At 70.8% G+C, this 15059-nt stretch carries 15 protein-coding genes; 4 read left to right on the top strand and 11 right to left on the bottom strand.

Features of this window, described 5'->3' with window-relative positions:
• Nucleotides 1–23 precede the first annotated feature (23 nt).
• The 3 genes from J7E93_RS31125 (at nucleotide 24) to J7E93_RS31115 (ending at nucleotide 2778) form a co-directional block, all read left to right on the top strand.
• On the top strand, nucleotides 24–890 hold the full coding sequence (locus J7E93_RS31125) for a PfkB family carbohydrate kinase (RefSeq protein WP_215073366.1): 867 nt from the start codon (nucleotides 24–26) through the stop codon (nucleotides 888–890).
• 57 nt (nucleotides 891–947) lie between these two features.
• Nucleotides 948–2045 (top strand): LacI family DNA-binding transcriptional regulator, encoded by a 1098-nt coding sequence (locus J7E93_RS31120; RefSeq protein ID WP_215073365.1) that lies wholly within the window; start codon nucleotides 948–950, stop codon nucleotides 2043–2045.
• 187 nt (nucleotides 2046–2232) lie between these two features.
• Nucleotides 2233–2778, top strand: coding sequence for an HAD domain-containing protein (locus J7E93_RS31115; protein WP_215073364.1), 546 nt, complete (start codon nucleotides 2233–2235; stop codon nucleotides 2776–2778).
• Nucleotides 2779–2887: 109 nt separating this feature from the next.
• Here J7E93_RS31115 and J7E93_RS31110 read toward each other — a convergent pair whose 3' ends face one another.
• The 6 genes from J7E93_RS31110 to J7E93_RS31085 all read right to left on the bottom strand — a co-directional run bounded on the left by J7E93_RS31110 (nucleotide 2888) and on the right by J7E93_RS31085 (nucleotide 8270).
• Nucleotides 2888–3745: an amidohydrolase gene (locus tag J7E93_RS31110; RefSeq protein WP_215073363.1), complete on the bottom strand. Its 858-nt coding sequence runs from the start codon at nucleotides 3743–3745 to the stop codon at nucleotides 2888–2890.
• On the bottom strand, nucleotides 3742–4053 hold the full coding sequence (locus J7E93_RS31105; RefSeq protein ID WP_215073362.1) for an L-rhamnose mutarotase: 312 nt from the start codon (nucleotides 4051–4053) through the stop codon (nucleotides 3742–3744). Before J7E93_RS31105 ends, J7E93_RS31110 begins: the two co-directional genes overlap by 4 nt.
• A gap of 84 nt (nucleotides 4054–4137) precedes the next feature.
• Nucleotides 4138–5139, bottom strand: coding sequence for an aldo/keto reductase (locus J7E93_RS31100; RefSeq protein ID WP_215073361.1), 1002 nt, complete (start codon nucleotides 5137–5139; stop codon nucleotides 4138–4140).
• Nucleotides 5136–5897 carry an SDR family NAD(P)-dependent oxidoreductase gene (locus J7E93_RS31095; RefSeq protein WP_215073360.1) on the bottom strand — a complete coding sequence of 254 codons (762 nt, stop codon included), beginning with the start codon at nucleotides 5895–5897 and terminating at the stop codon, nucleotides 5136–5138. The genes J7E93_RS31100 and J7E93_RS31095 overlap by 4 nt, the downstream gene beginning before the upstream one ends.
• Entirely contained in the window at nucleotides 5894–7297 is a 1404-nt protein-coding gene (locus J7E93_RS31090; RefSeq protein ID WP_251067343.1) for an enolase C-terminal domain-like protein, read from the bottom strand. Before J7E93_RS31090 ends, J7E93_RS31095 begins: the two co-directional genes overlap by 4 nt.
• A gap of 301 nt (nucleotides 7298–7598) precedes the next feature.
• A complete protein-coding gene (locus J7E93_RS31085) occupies nucleotides 7599–8270 on the bottom strand; it encodes a FadR/GntR family transcriptional regulator (RefSeq protein WP_215073359.1) in 672 nt (223 codons plus the stop codon).
• 33 nt (nucleotides 8271–8303) lie between these two features.
• Between J7E93_RS31085 and J7E93_RS31080 the strand changes: the two genes are divergently transcribed.
• A complete protein-coding gene (locus J7E93_RS31080) occupies nucleotides 8304–8453 on the top strand; it encodes a hypothetical protein (RefSeq protein ID WP_215073358.1) in 150 nt (49 codons plus the stop codon).
• Here the strand turns inward: J7E93_RS31080 and J7E93_RS31075 are convergent, their stop codons facing one another.
• The 5 genes from J7E93_RS31075 to J7E93_RS31055 all read right to left on the bottom strand — a co-directional run bounded on the left by J7E93_RS31075 (nucleotide 8454) and on the right by J7E93_RS31055 (nucleotide 14730).
• Nucleotides 8454–9914, bottom strand: coding sequence for a polysaccharide lyase 6 family protein (locus J7E93_RS31075; protein ID WP_215073357.1), 1461 nt, complete (start codon nucleotides 9912–9914; stop codon nucleotides 8454–8456). It lies immediately after the preceding gene.
• A 65-nt stretch (nucleotides 9915–9979) separates the two neighbouring features.
• Complete coding sequence (locus J7E93_RS31070; RefSeq protein WP_215073399.1) at nucleotides 9980–11296, bottom strand: alpha-L-fucosidase; 1317 nt, start codon at nucleotides 11294–11296, stop codon at nucleotides 9980–9982.
• Between the two features lie 253 nt (nucleotides 11297–11549).
• Nucleotides 11550–12416, bottom strand: coding sequence for a carbohydrate ABC transporter permease (locus tag J7E93_RS31065; RefSeq protein ID WP_215073356.1), 867 nt, complete (start codon nucleotides 12414–12416; stop codon nucleotides 11550–11552).
• The gene (locus J7E93_RS31060) at nucleotides 12413–13408 is read right to left on the bottom strand and encodes a carbohydrate ABC transporter permease (RefSeq protein ID WP_215073355.1); all 996 of its coding nucleotides are present in this window, start codon (nucleotides 13406–13408) and stop codon (nucleotides 12413–12415) included. Before J7E93_RS31060 ends, J7E93_RS31065 begins: the two co-directional genes overlap by 4 nt.
• Nucleotides 13405–14730 carry a sugar ABC transporter substrate-binding protein gene (locus tag J7E93_RS31055; protein ID WP_215073354.1) on the bottom strand — a complete coding sequence of 442 codons (1326 nt, stop codon included), beginning with the start codon at nucleotides 14728–14730 and terminating at the stop codon, nucleotides 13405–13407. Before J7E93_RS31055 ends, J7E93_RS31060 begins: the two co-directional genes overlap by 4 nt.
• Nucleotides 14731–15059 lie beyond the last annotated feature (329 nt).

Genomic DNA, 15059 nt, shown 5'->3' with positions numbered 1-15059 from the left:
GCCCCTCGCACAGGAGAACCCTCATGAGAGTCCTCGGCTTCGGCGACAACATCGTCGACCGGTTCGTCGACCGCGGTATCGACTATCCGGGTGGCAACAGCGTCAACGTGGCCGTGTACGCCCGGCGGCTGGGCGTCGAGGCCGCCTACCTCGGGGTCTTCGGCGACGACGACCTCGGCCGTTTTCTGCGCGAGTCCATCGCCGCTCAGAACGTGGCCATGGACCACTGTGTCGTACGCGCGGGCGAGTCCGGCCTGTCCACCCTGCGCGTCGACGACGGCGAGCGCGTGTTCCTCGGCTGGAACGGCGGCGGCGTCACGGTACGCGAACCGCTCCTGCTCGACGCCGAACTGTCCGCCTACGTCTCGTCGTTCGACCTCGTGCACTCCAGCGTGTACTCCCGGAGCGAGAGCGAACTGCCCCGGCTCGCCGCGTCCGGCCCCCTCGTGATGTTCGACCTGTCGAGCGAGGACGAGTACCGCGCCTCCTCCTACCTCGACCGCGTCTGCCCGTACGCGGACCTGGTCCTGCTGTCCTGCTCGCACCTCGACGAGGCCGCGACGCACGCTCTCCTGGCGGAAGCCGTGAACCGGGGTGCCGGAATGGCGCTCGCCACCCGTGGCGTCGACGGAGCGATCGCCCGCACGGACCGGTACAGCGTCACCGCGCCCGCGCGGGATTCGGGTGGGGTGAAGCCGCTCGTCGACACCATGGGCTGCGGCGACGCGTTCCTCGCCGGTTTCGCGGTCTCCCTGGTACGCGAGGGATGGTCCGCGGACACCCCGCTCCAGCGGAAGGTCGTCGAACGCGCACTGCGTGACGGAGCCGACGCCGCGTACGAGCAGTGCTTCGTCGAGGGGGCCTTCGGCCACGGCCGGCCCGTCGGGTGACCGGCTGTGTCTAGCATGTGGCGAGCCCTCGACCAGGAGAAGTGAGGTACGGATCCCATGCCAGCAGACCGGGGCCGCCCGCCGGCGCCGCCGACGATCTCGGAGGTGGCCGCCGAGGCCGGCGTCGGCCGCGCGACCGCGGCGCGCACCCTCGGCGGGTACGGGTACGTCAGCCCCGAGTTGAAGGAGCGCGTGCTCGCGGCGGCCGAGAAGCTCGGTTACCGCGCGAACGCGCTGGCGCGGAGCATGTCGACCGGGGTGAGCCACACCCTGGGGGTCGTCGTCGCGGACATCGGCAACCCCTTCTTCGCGGGCATGGTCCGCGGGATCTCCGACGCCTCCCGCGCACGGGGCTTCGACACCATCGTGCTGAGCACCTACGAAGACCTCGACGAGGAGATCGCGGCGACCAACGTGCTGATAGACAAGCGCGTGGACGGCGTCATCATCGCGTCGGCCGCTGTCGGCCGCGGCGAGGTCACCCACATCCGCACGGCCCTGGAGCGCGGTGTCCCGGTCGTGCTGGTCGACCGCGCGATCGGTTCCCTCGATCTCGACACCGTCGTCATCGACAACAGGGACGTGGCGCGTGAAGCCGTCGAGACGCTCATCGCGGCCGGACACCGCCGCATCGGTTTCGTCTGGGGGCCACCGGTGGCGCAGGCGCCGACGACCCGGCGCGCACTGCTCTCCGCGGCGGCCCGCAATGTGTGGACGGACGGGGAGCGACTGCGTGGATACCTCGACGCGCTGGACGACGCGGGCATCCCCTTCGACCCGGAGCTGGTGATGGTCGGGCCCAAGACCGAGGAGCACGCGACCGAGGAGGTCGTCCGCATGCTCACCCTGCCCCACCGCGCCACCGCGCTGTTCTGCACGGAGACCGACGCGATGACGGGGGCGCTGCGCGCCGTGCGGGCGCGGAAGTTGTCCTACCCCGGCGACCTGTCGCTGATCGGCTTCGACGACAGCGCCTGGGCGGCGGTCATGGACCCGCCCCTCACGATGATCGAACAGCCGGTGCACCAACTCGGCGCGAAGGCGGCGGAGGTGCTGCTCGACCCGCTCGAAGGAGCGGAACCCCGCCGCGAGACGCACACGCTCCACGCACGCCTCGTCATGCGCTCCTCGGTCGCCCCGCCGCCCGCGCTCTGACCAGCGGCGGGGGCGGCCCGCCGATCCGACGGCCGAACGGATCCGGCCGGTCGGCCCGCGGATCCGTTCGGCCGCCCCGCCGGGGATCCGTCCGACGACGGGCCGGGCATCACGGCGAGCGCGCGCTGTCCTCGCCCGACGTTCTCATCGACTCGGCGTCGGCAGGACGACTCACTATCGTGGTGTCGTGACCGGTTCGGTGCAGCGACCACTGCTCTTCCTCGATGTCGACGGGCCACTCATCCCGTTCGGCGCGCCGTCGCGGGAGTATCCGACGTATCGGAGCGGTACCGAGCCGCGGGAGAGCGACGCGCATCCGCTTCTGGCCAGGATCGACCCCGCCCACGGGCCCCGGCTGGCCGCGCTGCCATGTGATCTGGTCTGGGCGACGACATGGATGGCCGACGCGAACGAGTGCGTCGCGCCACGGATCGGCCTGCCGGAGCTGGCCGTGGTGAGCTGGCCGGAGCCGTCCGACGTCGATGAGCGGGACGAGCGCGCCGGCCTGCACTGGAAGACCCGCGGCCTTGTCGACTGGGCGGCGGGGCGTTCGTTCGCCTGGGTCGACGATGAGATCACCGACGCTGATCGTGCCTGGGTCTCCACCCACCATCGGGGCGCCGCTCTCCTCCACCGTGTCGATCCGCGTCGAGGCCTCACCGATCCCGACTTCGTCGCTCTCCACACCTGGCTGCGGCGGACAGCCGGACCGCACCGTCCGAAGGACACGTGATCGAGGTGATCTAGGCGTTCGAGGTGATCTAGGCGTTCGAGAAGGTTGACGAGCTCGATCACGACGGCTCCGCTTCCTCAGAGCCTGCCTCGGGCGCCTCGGCAGGCGCCTACTCCCCCAGCCGGTAGGTGTCCATGGCTGTGCCGCCGAAGACCGCGGCCCGCTCGGGCGGGCTCAGGGCATCGGCGAGTTCCGTGGCCGTCGCGAGCGTTCGCGCGTACGACGCCGCGAGAGTGCAGACGGGCCAGTCGGAACCGAACATCAAGCGGTACGGGCCGAACGCGTCGAGCAGGGTGTCGGCGTACGGGCGCAGGTCGCGCACGGTCCAGGTGTGCCAGTCGGCCTCGGTGAGCAGCCCGGAGAGTTTGCAGACGGTGTTCGGCAGGCGAGCGAAAGCGCGGAGGTGCGTCGCCCAGGGCTCGACGTGCCCGGTCGCGACCGGTGGTTTCGCCGCGTGGTCGAGGACGAAGGTCAGCTCCGGCAGGGCTGCGGCGGCCGCGCCCGCGGCCGGCAGCTGGTGCGGCAGGATCACCAGGTCGTAGGCGAGATCGGCGTCGGCCACCGCCTTGAGGCCGCGTCGGACGTCGGGCCGCAGCAGCCAGGCGGGGTCGGGTTCCGACTGGACCTGGTGCCTCATGCCCACCAGGTGTTCGCCGCCCGGCAGCGCCCGCAGCGCGGCCAGCGCGGCGGCGACGTCGGGGGCGGTCAGGTCCGTCCAGCCGACCACGCCGGCGACGAGGCCGCTGTCGCGGGCCACGCTCAGCATCTCCGGTGTCTCCTCGGGCACGGTCACCGTCTGTACGAGCACGGTGGCCGTCACTCCCGAGGCATCCGTCTCGGTCCGCAGGTCGCTCTCCGAGAAGGTGCGGCGCAGCGGGGCGAGCGCGGGTCCGGTGATCCAGTCCTGGTCGCGTACGGCGAGGTCCCACAGGTGGTGGTGCGCGTCGACGACGGGCGGCGTGTTCACAGCTGCCACACCACCGGCAGTCCCGCGTCAGCGCCTTCGCCGGAGTAGTCGTGCACGACGTCGAGCAGTTCGGCCATGCGGGCCTGCCATTCGACGTTGACCGGCAGCTTCTCCAGCTCGGCCAGGAGCCGGGCGTAGTCCTCGCAGTCGAGCAGGTGGAAAAGCTCCGTTCCACTGCGCCAGATCGTCCAGGACGTGCAGCCGGCCTCCCGGATCGCCCGGGTCAGCTCCGTGGGCACCTCGCGGTGCGCCTGCTCGTACTCGGCGATGCGGTCCGCCCGGACGCGGGTGTGCAAGGTGATTCTCATGGGTCCACTCCAGAGAGGTCGGCGGCGGCCAGAAGGACGTCGAGGGCTCGGGGCCCGGCGCTGGCGCCGGCGATCGTGACGGGCTCAATCGCCGCCGGGTACGGGGGCGCCGGCGGCCAGGTGACGCTCGCGGCGGAGCTCCTCCCACAGGGCGGCGGGGATGTCACGGCCCAGCATGTCGGCGGCATCCGCGGCCTCCTTCTCGCTGCGCAGACCGAGCAGGACGCCCGCCACGGCGGGATGACCCAGCGGGAACCGGGCCGCCACGGCTCTCAGCGGCACGCCATGGCGCTCGCAGATCTCCCGCATCCGTACGGCCCGCCGCAGTGTCCCTGCCGGCGGAGCGGCGTAGTCGTAGGTGGCCGCCGGGTGCGGATCCGCCAGCAGGCCCGAGTTGAACACTCCGCCGGCGACGACCGACACTCCGCGTGCTCGTGCGGCGGGCAGCAGCTCGGCCAGGCCGCTCTGGTCGAGCAGGGTGTAGCGGCCGGCGAGCAGCACGACGTCGACATCGGTCTCGGTGACGAAGCGGGTGGGCACCGCGGTCTGGTTCATCCCGACACCGATGGCCTGCACGACCCCTTCGGTACGCAGTCGTTCCAGGGCCGGGTACGCCTCGCGCAGGGCCTGTTCGGTGTGGTCGTCGGGATCGTGGAGGTACACGATGTCGACGCGGTCGAGTCCGAGCCGTTCCAGGCTCGCTTCGAGGCCGCGGCGGACGCCGTCCGCGCTGAAGTCCCACACCCTGCGGTACGCGGCGGGGACGGCGAAGCCGTTGGCGAGATCGTCACCGGTCGCGCCGGGGGCGGGGACGAGGAGGCGGCCGACTTTCGTGGAGACGGTGTACGCGTCGCGGGGCCGGTCCCGCAGGAACGCGCCGAGCCGGCGTTCGGACAGGCCCAGGCCGTAGTGGGGTGCGGTGTCGTACGAGCGGATGCCGCGGTCCCACGCGGTGCCGAGGGCCCGGGCGGCGTCCTCGTCGGTGACGACCTCGTAGAGGTTGCCGATTCCCGCCGCGCCGAATGCCAGGCGGGTCGTCCAGGCAGCGGTCCGTCCGATGGTGACGCGGTCCGTACCGGTGCTCATGTGCCCGCCGGCCGCAGTCGGAGCCCGGCCATGCCGCCGTCGACCGCGAGGGCGGTGCCGGTCACGGAGCCGGCGGCCGGGGAGGCGAGGTAGACGACGGCCGCCGCGACCTCGTCGGCGCTCACGAGCCGTCCGGTGGGCTGGCGGGCGCTGAGCGCCGCGCGTTCGGCCTTCGGGTCCTCGGCCGCGTCCAGCAGGCGGCCGATCCAAGGGGTGTCCACCGTACCGGGGTTGACGCAGTTGACGCGGATGCCTTCCCCGACGTGGTCGGCCGCCATGGCGAGCGTCAGGGAGAGCACGGCCCCCTTGCTCGCCGAGTACAGCGCCCGCCGTGGCAGGCCGGCGGTGGCGGCGATGGAGCAGACGTTGACGACGGCGGCGCTCTCCGAGCGGCGCAGATGAGGCAGCGCCGCCCGTGTGGTGCGGACGACTCCGAGAACGTTGACGTCGAGGACGTCGTGCCACTGGTCGTCGGGGTTGTCCTCGACCGTCCCGGCCGCGCCGATGCCCGCGTTGTTGACCAGGATGTCGATGCCGCCGAGCGCGGCGGCGGCGGCCTCGACCGCTTCGCGCACCGAGGTGTCGTCGCCGACGTCCGCGCGGAAGGCGGTGAGTGCCTCGGGCGTCGCCTCCGGGTTCAGGTCCAGGACGGCGACGGCGACGCCGTGCGCGTCCAGCATCCGTGCGACGGCGAGTCCGATGCCGGAGGCGCCGCCGGTGACGACGGCCCGCAGGCCGGCGAGCGGGGAACCGCTCATGCCGTCACCTCCGCGACCCCGCCGCGGCGCGCGGCGCCCGGCACGGAGACGGCCCTGCCCTCGCCCTCGCCCTTGGCTCCGGAGCCGGCTCCCCCTCCTGCTTCTGCGGGTCCTGCCAGGTCGTCGGCCCAGAACGTGCCGTCCGGGTACGCGAAGGTGGCCAGCGAGGCGGCGTGCATGTCCGCGGAGAAGCCGGGCGAGACAGGGGTCGTGTAGTGGCCGTCGCGTACGGCGGCGGGGTGGGCGAAGTGCTCGTGCAGGTGATCGACGAACTCGATGACCCGGTTCTCGGTGGTTCCGCTGAGCGCCACGTAGTCGAACATCGCCAGGTGCTGCACCAGTTCGCAGAGACCGACCCCGCCGGCGTGCGGGCAGACGGGAACGCCGAACTTGGCCGCCAGGAGCAGAATGGCGAGGTTCTCGTTCACCCCGCCGACCCGGGCCGCGTCCAGCTGGACGATGTCGACGGCGTTCGCCTGCAGCAGCTGCTTGAAGACGATGCGGTTCTGGACGTGCTCGCCGGTGGCCACCTTGACGGGGGCGACGGCGGCCCGGACGCGGGCGTGTCCCAGGATGTCGTCCGGACTGGTGGGCTCCTCGATCCAGTACGGGTCGAACTCGGCCAGCGCCCGGGTCCACTCGATCGCCTCGGCCACGTTCCACCGCTGGTTGGCGTCGACGGCGATGCGGACGTCCGCGCCGACCGCGGCGCGGGCCGCGCGGCAGCGGCGGACGTCGTCCGCCAGGTCGGCGCCCACCTTCAGCTTGATCTGGGTGAAGCCCGCGGCCACCGCCTCCTTCGCCAGCCGGGTCAGCTTCTCGTCGGAGTAGCCGAGCCAGCCGGGCGACGTCGTGTAGGCGGGGTAGCCGTCGGCCCGCAGTGCGCTCTCGCGCTCGGTCCGCCCCTCCTTGCCGCGCCGCAGCAGGTGGAGCGCCTCCTCGGGGGTGATCGCGTCGGCGATGTAGCGGAAGTCGACCTGGGAGACGAGCCATTCGGGGTCGGCGTCGGCCAGCAGCTTCCACAGCGGCTTCCCCTGCCGTTTGGCCGCCAGATCCCACACGGCGTTGACGACGGCGCCGACGGCCATGTGCATGACTCCCTTCTCCGGCCCGAGCCAGCGGAGCTGGCTGTCGCCGATCAGAGCACGGCTGATCAGGCCCGGGTCGGCGCAGAGTTCCGCCACGGAGCGGCCGATGATGTGCGGGCGCAGCGCCTCGGCCGCGGCGACCTGGACATCGTTGCCACGCCCGATGGTGAAGGTGAAGCCGTGTCCCTCGATGCCGTCGGGGTCGTCGGTGCGCAGGACGAGGTAGGCCGCGGAGTAGTCGGGGTCCGGGTTCATCGCGTCGGACCCGTCGAGTTCGCGGGAGGTCGGGAAACGGACGTCGTAGGTGTCCATCGCGATGACCCGCGTGATGTCAGTGGACAACGGGGTTCCTTTCACACCTGGGTTGCTGCTCGGTGTTCGGGTTCACCTGCTCGGGCACCGCGGAGCAGTCTCAACCATGAGCACAGATCGGGTGATTGGCCTGTTGGGCGAGAACGATACGGCGCGTCCGAGAGCCGAGGCAAGTAGACATCGGATGTTTCTGGCCTCAAGGGAGTCGCGATCACTCCCCGGTCACAGGGCCCCGATCTGTCGGCGCTCGATGGCCGCGCCGACCGGATCGGGGCACCCCGCCGGTCGACGACGGCAGGCCTCACAGGGCGCTGTCGAGCCACCGCACGACGTTGGAGATGTGGATCGTCGCCCAGGCCTCCGCCGTGCGCGTGTCGCGCGCGGCGAGCGCGTCCAGAATCGCGCGGTGTTCCGACAGGGTCCGGGCCACGGCCGACTCCTCGGTGATGCCGCGCCACAGGCGGGCCCGCACGGTGGCCCCGGAGATGCTGTCCAGCAGCGAGCACAGCAACGGGATCCCGGAAGCGGCGGCGATACGACGGTGGAACTCCAGGTCGCTGGCCACCAGTTGGTCCAGACTCGGCGCCTCTCCGAGACGGTCGAGCAGCTCGCCGAGCTCCTGGACCTCGTGGTCGGTGATCCGCTCCGCCGCCAGGGCCGTCGCCGCAGGTTCCAGGATGCCGCGCACCTTCAGGGCCTGCAGCGCCTGGTCGTCCTGATGGAAGTCGAGGACGAACGACACGGCTTCCAGGAGCAGGGGCGGCTCGAGGCTGGAGACGTACGTTCCGTCGCCCTGGCGCACGTCGAGGATGTTCAGCAGGGACAGCGCCTTCACCGCCTCCCGCAGCGAATTGCGGGACAGTCCCAGCTCACCGGCGAGGTCGGCCTCCTTGGGCAGACGGTCACCCGGGCGCAGCGCGCCGGAGACGATCATCTCCTTGATCTTCCCGATCGCCTCGTCGGTAACAGCCAAGACGTCCTCCAGTCGCGGCGCAATACATCGGATGTGTCTGTCGTCGCCAGCCTAACGCAGCGCGAACCGGCGCCGGCCTGGCCCGCCCAGCCGTACGAGGTGGACGAGCCGTACGAGCCGTACGAGCCGTACAAGGTGGACGAGCAGCGCCTCACGTGCCGGCTGTCCCTCACCCGGGTGTGATCAACGGGCGTGGGGCCCCACGTCGGCCGGTGTCAGGGGCCGTCGCCTCGGGGCACGCGTCGCGTACTCGTCGGCGCCGACGTCCCGCAGCCTGCCGCGCGGGTCGCCGTCGATGTCGTGGGTGACGGGCGGCTGCCGGAGTGTGGCCGCTCCGATCGCCCGGCTCGTCCGGGAGAGGCGGTACACCCCGTCGGCGCCCCGCACCAGCCGGGGGTCGGCCCGTTGGAACCCGCCCGCGGGGATGTCGCCGTCGCCCGCCGCCCCGAAGAGGATGTTGCCCTGCCAGGTGAAGCGGACCATGTTCGCCATCTCGACCAGGTCACCGGCGTCGCCGACCAGCAGGTTGTCGGCGATGGTGACGTCGCGGGGCTCGTGCGGGCGGTGGCTCTCCCCCGAGAGCGTGCCCGCGTTGCCCAGCAGCGTGTTGTGGGCGATGAGGACACGGTCGGGTGCGTCGTTGCCCCGGCGGTCGGAGGAGGACTCGCCGGGGACGTGGTCGCGTGCCGTGCCGCTGCCGATCACCATGGCCCGCCCGGACAGACCGGCGAGGTAGTTGTTGACGACGACGTGGTCGTTGCCGTAGATCCGCAGCCCCTCCTTGCCGCCGATCAGATAGTTGCCGTCGACCAGGGTGCCGTTGCCGTGCCGCAGCACGATGCCGCCGAGGCTGTTCCTGATGGTGTTGTGCCGGATGATGTTGTCGGAGCTCTTCACGGAGATGGCCTCGGGGTCGCCGTCGGCCCGCTCGAACAGGTTGTACTCCACGACCGCGTGCGCGCTGGTCAGGGCCCGCCCGCTGACGCCGAGGCGGATCGGCTCGCCGCCGTTGGCGCCGGCGAAGGTGTGGTCGGAGAAGTGGTTGCGGTGCACGTGCACGCGCTGGGCCATGGCCTCGCTGCCCGCGCCCTCGATTCCGAGGTAGATGCCGAGCGTCGTCTTGCCGTGGAAGTGGTTGTGGTCGATCTCGGTGTCGTCCCCGCGCACCATGACCCAGTGCAGGCCCTCGATGTCGGCGAGCCGGAAGTCGTTGCGGCTCAGCCGGATGTGCGAGCAGTTCGCCGGGATCTCCAGGGTCGTGCTCTGACGGAAGGAGAAGCCGCTGACGGTGATGGAGCTGGAGTCGTCGAAGACGAAGCTGTGCTCCCCGTGGAGCACGACGCCGCCCCGTGACCGGGCGGCGATCGTGACGGGCTCGCTCCTGGAGCCGTGCCTGCCCCGGACGGAGAGAGGCTTGGCCGAGGGGACGGTGTACTCGCCGTCGGCGACGACGATCCGCGTGCCCGGTGTGGCCGTGTCGATCGCCTTCTGAAGCTCGTCCAGGGATCCGACGTCGAGGGTGCGGCGGCCCGGGTGGTGGGCGGAAGTGTCCCCGACGGTGTTCGCGTGCGCCGGCCCGGACAGGGGCAGAGCGGCGACGAACGCCCCTGCCGCGGTGCCGGTGAGGAACGTGCGTCTTTGCATGGTGCCTCCGTGATCAGTCGATGTCGCCGGGGTGGGAATGGGGCGGGGCGGAGGGTGATGGGGCGTCAGACGGTCGGGAGGTGCTCGGACGGGTCAGTCAGGTGGAGTTCGATGACGGGCACGGGGGTGTCGGGGCGCTGCACCGGGAGCCGGAGGGTGAGGGTGCCGGCGGGCTGGCCGCCCATCTGGGTGTTGATCGCCGGGCGATCGGGGTCGAGGTGCACTCGGGTGATCTCGGAGGCGTCGTTGAGGAGTTGGGCGTAACGGACCCGGCCTTCGAGCCCGGGCAGGTGCAGATGGCGCAGCGGCCAGGCGAAGAGGTGGACGTAGAGCCGGTCGCCGCGCTGGGTGTAGCGGCAGTCGGCGGGCGGGGTGTACGACGAGGGGCCACAGCCGCGTACGGACCGCTCGTGCAGGTCCATCCAGCGCCCGACCTCGGCGAGGACGGCGGTGTCGCGCGGGTCGAGGTCGCCCCGGCCCGTGGGACCGACGTTCAGCAGGAGGTTGCCTCCCTTGGACACGCCGTCGACGAGCATCCGGATGATCAGGTCGGCGCTCTTGTGGTCGAGGTTGTCGCGGTCGTAGCCCCAGCTTCCGTTGAGCGTCTGGCACGCCTCCCACAGGACCGGCCGTCCGTTGTCGGTCATCGGGGCGGACGGCTGGTACTGCTCGGGGGTGACGAAGTCCCCGGGCAGGCCGGCCCGGTCGTTGACGAGGATGTCCGGCTGGAGTGCGCGGACCGTCTCCATCAGCCCGGCGGAGTCCCAGTCGGCCGGACCCTTGCCGCCCCACCATTCGCGGCCCTCGTAGGAGAAGTCGAAGAAGAGGTAGTCGATTCGCCCGTAGTCCGTCAGCAGCTCGCGGACCTGACCGTGGAGATAGCGCTGGTAGTCACGGATGTCCCGGTCGGCCGCGGCGGCCTTGAACTCCTCGTCATCGCGGCGCGGATGGGCGCCGTCGACGGGGAACGACGGGTGGTGCCAGTCGATCAGCGAGTGGTAGAAGCCGACCTTGAGGCCTTCGGCGCGGCAGGCCTCGACGAACGGCCCGACGAGGTCGCGGCCGTGGGGCGTCCTGGTGACCTTGTAGTCGGTGAGGCGGCTGTCCCAGAGACAGAAGCCGTCATGGTGCTTGGTGGTCAGCACGACGTACCGCATGCCGGCGGCCTTCGCCGTCCTGGCCCACCGGACCGGGTCGTAACGGTCCGGGTCGAAGTGGTCGAAGTACACCTGGTACTGCTCGTCCGTCAGCTTCTCGCGGGTCTTGACCCACTCGTGGCGCGCGGCGAGGGAGTACAGGCCCCAGTGGACGAACATGCCGAAGCGGTCGGTGGTGAACCACCCCGTGTCCGGTGCCGGCAGCGGGTCCGGGGCCCCGGCCATCGCAGGCGGGGGCGTCGGAGTCGGCGTCGGCGTGGGAGGGATGTCGGCTCGCATGGTCATGGGGCATCTTTCCTTGACGTCGGTGGTGGTGGGGGTCGAGGCCGGTCAGCTCGTCGGCGACGTGGTGCAGCGGTTCGAGGTGGGCGGCGTCGCCGTGTAGCTCTCGCCCAGGCCGTACGCGCCGGTGCCGGCCCTGACCGGAGCCACCCCGGCGAGGGCCCGCCGGGGGCGCGGTGGCCGGGCGGTTGCCGGGTCAGCCCTTCAGGGCGCCGCTGGACAGGCCGTGGACGAAGGAGCGCTGGAAGAAGAGGAAGACGACGACCGACGGCAGCAGGGCGAGCAGGGACGCGGCCATCACCACACCGGGGGTGACGAGGGGGTCGACCCGCAGCGTGCGCAGGGCGAGCGGCAGCGTGTACGAGGAGGAGTCCGTGGCGACGAGCAGGGGCAGCAGGTACTGGTCCCAGATCATCGTGAAGCCGAAGACGCCGATCACGCCGAGCGCGGGCCTGCACATCGGCAGGATGATCTGCGCGAAGATCCGCAGGTCTCCGGCGCCGTCGATCCGCGCGGCCTCCTCCAGCTCACGGGGCACCTCCTTCATGAACTCGGTCATGACGAGGATGGAGAACGCCCACGCGCCAAGCGGGACGACCATGCCGGCCAGTGAGCCGATCAGATTGACGTGGACGACGGGCAGATCGGCGAGGACCACCGAAAGCGGGATGGCCAGGATCTCCTCCGGCAGCATCAGCGTCGCCAGGATCGCGACGAACACGAGCGTCATCCCGCGGAACCGCTTCCTGGCCAGGGCGTAGCCCGCCAGGACGGAGACGGCCACCTGCAGCAGCAGCCCGAACCCGACGACGAAGAACGAGTTGAGGAGGTACTTCAGGACGCCCTGGTCGAACGCGACCGTGAAGTTGTCCACGGTGGGGTCGGAGGGAACGATGCTGAGCTGGGTCGGGTCCTTGACGTGGTTGAACGCGCTCACCAGCAGGGCCAGCAGCGGTCCGGCGAACACCAGCAGGACGAGCAGGTAGGTGACGGCCTTCAGGGCGCGGCCGCCGGCGCTCCTGCTCTCGGTCAGCCCCAGCGCGGTCTCGGTCGGCGCGCTCATGCGTTGCCCCTCCGTCGGAACAGGTGGACGCCGACCGTGAGGACCAGCGTCGCAAGGAACAGCAGGACCGCTCCGGCCGCGCCGACGCCGAGCCGGTTCTGTTCGAGGCCCAGCTTGTAGATCATCGTCATCACGACCTCGGTCGAGCCGTCGGGGCCGCCGTTGGTGAGCAGGAAGACCTCGGTGAAGACGCGCAGGCCCCGGATGGCCGCGAGGACGAAGAGGATGGACAGCACCGCCCGCAGTCCGGGGACGGTCACATGACGGATGCGCTGCAGCCTCGACGCGCCGTCGACCTTCGCGGCCTCGTACAGGCCGCGGTCCACGCCGGCGAGCCCGGCGAGGAAGATCATCATGTCGTAGGGCGCGCCCCGCCAGATGCCGGTGAGCATGATGGAGGCCAGGGAGGTGTCGGGGTCGTTGATGAATCCCGACGGGCCGAACCCCACCAGACCGAGGAGGGAGTTGAGCATGCCGTCCTCGGTGGGGTGGTACATGATCCGCCACAGTTCGGCCACGACCGCGATCGGCACGACGACCGGCAGGAACGCCGCCGAGCGTACGAAGCCGAGCCTGCGGCCCTGTCCCTCCATGAGCAGCGCCAGGGCGAGGCCGAGCGCCATCGATCCGGCGGTCTGGCCGACCGCGAGGACGACGGTGTGCCAGGCGGCCTCCCGGAAGCCGTCCGAGGACAGCACCTTCCCGTAGTTGTCGCCGCCGGCCCACTGGTTGCCCAGATAGGGCTGCACGTCCTGGAAGGACATGGTCAGCGCGCTGGCCATGGGGATGAACTTGAAGTACAGGAAGAGGATGAGGGCCGGGGCCAGGAACAGCCACGGCGTCCACCATCTGCCCGAACGGCGGTTCCTCACGCTCCGGCCGGCGGACGGCCTGCCCGCCTGTGTCGCCGGCGGTGCCGGACGGGCCTCCGCCCCGGTGGTGGCGCCGGCCGCCGTGCGGGCGGCCGACTTCACGTGGCCGACACGCGTCATCCGGCGATTCCCTGCTCCTGGAGGATGTCGGCGAGCTTCTTGTCGAGCTCACGCAGCTTCTCGCCGGTGTCCAGGGAACAGTCGGCCATCAGCGCGTTGACCGTCTCGGCCGTGGTCTGCCGTACCGGGGTCCAGTTGGGGATGGACGGCGCGTAGCGTCCTGAGGTCCGGTAGACCTCGGCGTACGTCTTCCAGCGCGGGTCGGGGCGCACTTCGGAGACGTCCACCGTCTTGTTCACGGGCAGCTGGACGGTGGAGCCGTCCTTGCCCTGCATACCGAGCTTCTGGCCCTCCGCGGAGATGGCGTAGCCGGCGAAGGCGTCCTGTCCCGCCCGGTTCTCCGAGCCCGCCATCAGATAGACGCTGCTGCCTTCGGCGAGCACGGTGGCGTCCTTCGGCCCCTTGGGCATGGGGACGACCTCGTACTTGTCCTTGCCGAGCGACCCGTCGAAGCGGGGCATGAGGTAGGGGCCGACGACGAACATGCCGGTCCTGCCCGCCTCGAACGTCTCGTTCGTCGGCGGGGTGTCCATGGTGACGGCACCGGGCTGGAGCACCTTGTGCTCGCAGCCGAGTGCGCGGAACCACCGCACGGCCTCCGTCGACTCCTTGCTGGTCATCGACGGCTTGTACGTGCCCTTGTCCGTCGCGGTGATGAAGTCTCCGCCGGCGGCCCAGAGGAAGTTGGAGAAGTACCAGGAGGCGTAGCCGCGCTTGGTCGACAGGGGGGCGGCGAGGCCGTAGGTGTCCTTCTTGCCGTTGCCGTCGGGGTCCCCGGTGGTGAAGGCGCCTGCCATGGCCAGCAGGTCGTCCCAGCTCCGCGGGGTCTCGAGGTGCAGCTTCTCGCGCCAGTCCTTGCGGATCAGCAGGGCACCGGCCTGGGCGGAGTACGGGATGCCGTACTGCTTGCCGTCGACGCTCTTGCCGGAGTCCAGCCCCTGCCCGATGAGTTCCTGGCTGCCCTTGATCCTGCTCAGGTCGATCTCCCTGAGCAGGCCCTGGCTGTGCATGGCCCCGAGCTGGGTGACGTCGTTCATGACGATGTCGGGCAGGTTGCGCTGGGCGGCGCGCTGCTGGAGCTTCGTCTCGAAGTCGTCGAAGATCGCCGTGACCTTCACCTTGTGGCCGGTGGCCTTCTCGAAACCGGCGACGAGCCTCAGCGTCACCTTCTCGCCGGGCCCGCCCGGTGTGGTCCTGGTCCACAACTCCAGCTGCGCCGTGGAGTCCTGCTTCGCGTCCACCCCCGCGGGACTGGACGTACAGCTCGTGAGGACCAGCGCCGAGGCGAGACAACCCGCACCGATCCATCGCGTTCTCTGCATGACAACTCCTGTTCGCCGCCTCAGCAGCCGGCCTGGATAGCGCTTGCCGGGGACGCTAACGCGCGGCCCATCGAGGGTCAATAGTCCGATGACTGAAAAGACTTGCGGGGTGAGGCGACGGGCTCGGGTGGGCTGCTGCCGCCCGGGCCGCCGCTGCGTCATCCCCGTGCCACCACCCCAACTGACCTGCCGATATCAACAGAGAACGAGGTGATGGAGGATCAGGAAGTGTCTCCGAGTGCAAGATTCCGGGCGTGGGCACAGTCGGGTTCCCTTAGAGGTTGCCATCGGAGCGCCGGTCATACATCCGATGTATATCGGGACGTGCG

Origin of the sequence: Streptomyces sp. ISL-36 (assembly GCF_018614205.1) — a bacterium.
Lineage (GTDB): Bacteria > Actinomycetota > Actinomycetes > Streptomycetales > Streptomycetaceae > Streptomyces.
This window is presented reverse-complemented; position numbering and strand designations above follow the sequence as displayed.

Bases quoted from the DNA above. Each gene is read 5' to 3' on its own strand.
- J7E93_RS31070 (WP_215073399.1), bottom strand. From the start codon at position 11,296: ATGGCCGGGGCCCCGGACCCGCTGCCGGCACCGGACACGGGGTGGTTC.
- J7E93_RS31065 (WP_215073356.1), bottom strand. From the start codon at position 12,416: ATGAGCGCGCCGACCGAGACCGCGCTGGGGCTGACCGAGAGCAGGAGC.
- J7E93_RS31105 (WP_215073362.1), bottom strand. From the start codon at position 4,053: ATGAGAATCACCTTGCACACCCGCGTCCGGGCGGACCGCATCGCCGAG.
- J7E93_RS31125 (WP_215073366.1), top strand. From the start codon at position 24: ATGAGAGTCCTCGGCTTCGGCGACAACATCGTCGACCGGTTCGTCGAC.
- J7E93_RS31120 (WP_215073365.1), top strand. From the start codon at position 948: ATGCCAGCAGACCGGGGCCGCCCGCCGGCGCCGCCGACGATCTCGGAG.
- J7E93_RS31075 (WP_215073357.1), bottom strand. From the start codon at position 9,914: ATGCAAAGACGCACGTTCCTCACCGGCACCGCGGCAGGGGCGTTCGTC.
- J7E93_RS31055 (WP_215073354.1), bottom strand. From the start codon at position 14,730: ATGCAGAGAACGCGATGGATCGGTGCGGGTTGTCTCGCCTCGGCGCTG.
- J7E93_RS31060 (WP_215073355.1), bottom strand. From the start codon at position 13,408: ATGACGCGTGTCGGCCACGTGAAGTCGGCCGCCCGCACGGCGGCCGGC.
- J7E93_RS31100 (WP_215073361.1), bottom strand. From the start codon at position 5,139: ATGAGCACCGGTACGGACCGCGTCACCATCGGACGGACCGCTGCCTGG.
- J7E93_RS31090 (WP_251067343.1), bottom strand. From the start codon at position 7,297: ATGGACACCTACGACGTCCGTTTCCCGACCTCCCGCGAACTCGACGGG.
- J7E93_RS31095 (WP_215073360.1), bottom strand. From the start codon at position 5,897: ATGAGCGGTTCCCCGCTCGCCGGCCTGCGGGCCGTCGTCACCGGCGGC.